General features: G+C 66.3%; 5 protein-coding genes. All 5 read left to right on the top strand.

Annotation, left to right across the window (positions count from 1 at the left end; all coding sequences use genetic code 11):
- A partial coding sequence (locus tag H7290_RS05640; protein ID WP_290513037.1) for an AAA family ATPase occupies positions 1-897 on the top strand: 897 nt, incomplete at its 5' end.
- Positions 898-905: 8 nt separating this feature from the next.
- Positions 906-1,388: a GNAT family N-acetyltransferase gene (locus H7290_RS05635; RefSeq protein ID WP_290513036.1), complete on the top strand. Its 483-nt coding sequence runs from the start codon at positions 906-908 to the stop codon at positions 1,386-1,388.
- The gene (gene dop, locus H7290_RS05630) at positions 1,385-2,887 is read left to right on the top strand and encodes a depupylase/deamidase Dop (RefSeq protein WP_290513035.1); all 1,503 of its coding nucleotides are present in this window, start codon (positions 1,385-1,387) and stop codon (positions 2,885-2,887) included. The genes H7290_RS05635 and dop overlap by 4 nt, the downstream gene beginning before the upstream one ends.
- A 70-nt stretch (positions 2,888-2,957) precedes the next feature.
- The gene (locus tag H7290_RS05625) at positions 2,958-3,152 is read left to right on the top strand and encodes a ubiquitin-like protein Pup (RefSeq protein ID WP_290513033.1); all 195 of its coding nucleotides are present in this window, start codon (positions 2,958-2,960) and stop codon (positions 3,150-3,152) included.
- The coding region (gene prcB, locus H7290_RS05620) for a proteasome subunit beta (RefSeq protein ID WP_290513032.1) at positions 3,152-4,058 on the top strand (907 nt) is incomplete at its 3' end. The genes H7290_RS05625 and prcB, both read left to right, overlap by 1 nt.

Genomic DNA, 4,058 nt, shown 5'->3' with positions numbered 1-4,058 from the left:
TTGGCCAAGAAGGTCTCCGAGCGCACCGGCGAGGAAGGACGTTCGTTCTTCCTCAACATCAAGGGTCCCGAGCTGCTCAACAAGTACGTCGGTGAGACCGAGCGGCACATCCGCCTGGTCTTCCAGCGGGCTCGTGAGAAGGCCAGCGAGGGCACCCCCGTCATCGTGTTCTTCGACGAGATGGACTCGCTGTTCCGCACCCGCGGGTCGGGTGTGTCCTCCGACGTAGAAAACACCATCGTCCCCCAGCTCCTCAGCGAGATCGACGGTGTCGAGGGCCTCGAGAACGTGTTGGTCATCGGCGCCTCCAACCGTGAGGACATGATCGACCCCGCCATCCTTCGTCCCGGTCGGCTCGACGTGAAGATCAAGATCGAGCGCCCCGACGCCGAGTCGGCCCGTGACATCTTCAGCAAGTACCTCACCGCCAGCCTGCCGCTGCACGCCGACGACCTCGCGGAGTGGAAGGGCGATCGTCAGGCCTGCGTCGCGGGCATGATCCAGCGCACCGTCGAGCGCATGTACACCGAGTCCGAGGACAACCAGTTCCTCGAGGTCACGTATGCCAACGGCGACAAGGAGATTCTGTACTTCAAGGACTTCAACTCCGGCGCCATGATCCAGAACATCGTCGACCGGGCCAAGAAGATGGCCATCAAGGACCTCCTCGAGAGCGGCCACCGCGGGCTGCGCATCCAGCACATGCTGCAGGCCTGCCTCGATGAGTTCAAGGAGAACGAGGATCTCCCCAACACGACCAACCCCGACGACTGGGCGCGAATCTCGGGCAAGAAGGGCGAGCGCATCGTGTTCATCCGCACGCTCATCTCGGGCAAGAGCGGCAACGAGCCCGGCCGGTCGATCGACACCGTCGCCAACACCGGTCAGTACCTCTGAACCACGATGTGCGCGCGGTCGCCTACGACAGTGCCGACGCGCAGATGCTCACCGCAGAGGTGCAGATGGAGTACGCCCGTCGCTACGGCGGCGAGGGCGACATCGCTCCCATCGACACGACTGAGTTCGATGCTCCCAACGGAGCATTCCTCATGGTCTACGTCGACGACACGCCCGCTGGCATGGGCGGGTGGCGCCGCCACGGTGACGCGTCGTCTCCCCTCGACGCGGAGATCAAGCGCATGTACGTGCGGCCCGCCTACCAACGCCGAGGGCTCGCCCGGGCCCTGCTCGACGAGATCGAGGAATCAGCAGCACGGGCTGGGATGACCCGTCTGATCCTCGAGACCGGCAGCCCCCAGCCCGAGGCGGTCCAGATGTACCGCGCGGCAGGCTACGAGGACATTCCCGCCTTCGGGTTCTACGCCAGTGATCCGCTCAGCGTCCACCTCGGCAAGCTGCTCGGCGCTGACCGTAGGGTTGAGTCATGAGCGTTCGTCGGGTGCAGGGTAGTGAGGTCGAGTACGGCATCGCCGTCCAGGGACAACCGCACGCCAACCCCATGGTGGCCTCGACCCACGTCGTCAACTCCTACGCCGCAGCCCACGGCCTCAGCCGTCGCGCGCGGTGGGACTTCGAGGAGGAGAACCCGCTCCGCGATGCCCGTGGATTCGACCTGAGCCGTGACGTCGCCGATCCCTCGCAGCTGACCGACGAGGACATGGGTCTGGCCAACATCATCTTGACGAACGGTGCTCGCCTCTACGTCGACCACGCTCACCCCGAGTACTCGAGCCCCGAGGTCACCAACCCCCTTGACGTGGCCCTCTGGGAGAAGGCCGGCGAGAACGTCATGAGACTCGGTGCCGAGCTGGCGGCCACGATCCCCAACACGGCGCCGATCGTGCTCTACAAGAACAACGTCGACAACAAGGGGGCGTCGTACGGCTCCCACGAGAACTACCTCATGCGTCGCGATGTGCCCTTCGACCAGATCGTGACGCACCTGACCCCGTTCTTCGTGTCGCGGCAGGTGTTCACGGGAGCCGGCCGGGTCGGCCAGAAGCAGGATGGCAGCGTCCACGCGTTCCAGATCAGCCAGCGCGCCGACTACTTCGAGGTGGGAGTGGGTCTGGAGACGACGCTCAAGCGTCCGATCATCAACACCCGCGACGAGCCGCACGCCGACCCCAAGAAGTACCGCCGTCTGCACGTCATCATCGGTGACGCCAACTGCTCAGAGACTGCGATCTACCTCAAGCACGGCACGACCTCGCTGGTGCTCGCCATGATCGAGGCCGGCTTCCTGACAAAGAACCGGGCCATCATCAAGCCCGTCACGGCGCTGCACCGCATCTCGTGCGACCCGACGCTCACCCAGACCGTGCGGCTGGAGGATGGCCGCACCATGACTGCGCTGGAGATCCAGGGCGAGTACCTCGAGCTTGCCAAGGCCTTTGTCGCGCAGGAGGGGTCCGACGAGCAGACCGACGACATCCTGCAGCGGTGGGAGAGCGTTCTCGACCGGCTCGGACGCGATCCGATGGAGTGCGTGCGCGAGCTCGACTGGGTCGCCAAGCTCGCACTGCTCGAGCGCTACCGCGAGCGCGACGGCCTCGACTGGGACCACGCCAAGCTGCACCTCGTCGACGTTCAGTACCACGACATCAGGCTGCACAAGGGCCTCTATCACCAGCTCGTGCGGGCCGGACGCATCGATCGGCTCTTCACCGAGGCGCAGATTGCCGCGGCCGTGACCGACCCACCGCAGGACACCCGCGCCTACTTCCGGGGCATGTGCCTGACACGTTTTTCCAAGGACATCGCGGCGGCCTCGTGGGACTCGGTGATCTTCGACCTCCCCGGACACGACTCGCTGCAACGCATCCCCACCATGGAGCCCTTGCGCGGCACCGCCGAACACGTGGGCAGCCTGTTCGAGTCCAGCGCCACGGCCGAAGAACTGTTGACCGCCATCACCGGACGCTGAAGGGTGCTCGCGCCCCGACCTCCGCACTGACCTCCGCGCCGCTTCGTGCGTCTGGGGATAGGGTTGCCACATGTCCGAACAGCAGCACAGGAACACGCGCAAGTCGACCGAGCCCGAGGCCCAGGCCGAGTCCACCGAGGTCGACACCGAGCGCAAGGAGAAGCTCGACGACGATGTCGACTCCATCCTCGATGAGATCGACGACGTGCTCGAGGAGAACGCCGAGGAGTTCGTTCGCAGCTTCGTGCAGAAGGGTGGGCAGTGATGCTGCCTGAGGGCAACCGCCTTTCCGGCTCGTCATCGTTCGCCGACTACCTCGCCAGCCACGCTCCTCACCTGATGCCCGGTGCCGCGGCGCACACGGGTGGCGCGCACGGCGATCTCGCACCCCATGGCACGACGATCATTGCCGCCACATTCGACGGCGGCGTCATCATGGCTGGCGACCGTCGCGCCACGATGGGCAACATCATCGCGCAGCGCGACATCGAAAAGGTCTTCCCCGCCGACGAGTACTCCTGCATCGGCATCGCCGGCAGCGCGGGCCTCGCGCTCGAGATGGTCCGCCTGTTCCAGGTCGAGCTCGAGCACTACGAGAAGATCGAGGGTACTGTTCTGTCGGCCGACGGCAAGGCCAACCGGCTGGCCGCCCTCATCCGTGGCAACCTCGGCCTCGCGATGCAGGGGCTCGCGGTCGTGCCGTTGTTCGCCGGGTTCGACCTCGAGACGCAGCAGGGCCGCATCTTCTCCTACGACGTCACGGGTGGTCGCTACGAGGAGCACAGCGGCTTCCACTCGGTCGGCTCCGGGTCGATGTTCGCTCGTGGCTCGCTCAAGAAGTTGTACAGCCCCCAGCTCACGGAGGGCGACTGCGTCACGGCCACGATCCAGGCGCTCTACGACGCCGCCGACGACGACTCCGCCACCGGCGGCCCCGGCCTGACGCGGCGCATCTTCCCGGTCGTCGGCGTCGTCACCTCCCGCGGCCACCGCCCTGCGTGCCGCCGTGGAGGCGCTCTACGACGCCGCCGACGACGACTCCGCCACGGGCGGGTCGGATCTGGTTCGCGGGCTCTACCCCGTCGTGATCACCATCAACGGCGAGCAGGGCGCCGAACGCGTCACCGACGCGCCCACCGCCGAGGTGGCCGCGTCCGTGGTCGCCGATCGG

Source organism: Aeromicrobium sp. (genome assembly GCF_014378035.1).
Lineage (GTDB): Bacteria > Actinomycetota > Actinomycetes > Propionibacteriales > Nocardioidaceae > Aeromicrobium.
The sequence above is the reverse complement of the archived record's forward strand: the minus strand, read 5'-3'. Positions and strand labels throughout refer to the sequence as shown.

Excerpts from the sequence above, each read along its gene's own strand:
- dop (WP_290513035.1), top strand. The coding sequence starts at position 1,385 with ATGAGCGTTCGTCGGGTGCAGGGTAGTGAGGTCGAGTACGGCATCGCC.
- H7290_RS05625 (WP_290513033.1), top strand. The coding sequence starts at position 2,958 with ATGTCCGAACAGCAGCACAGGAACACGCGCAAGTCGACCGAGCCCGAG.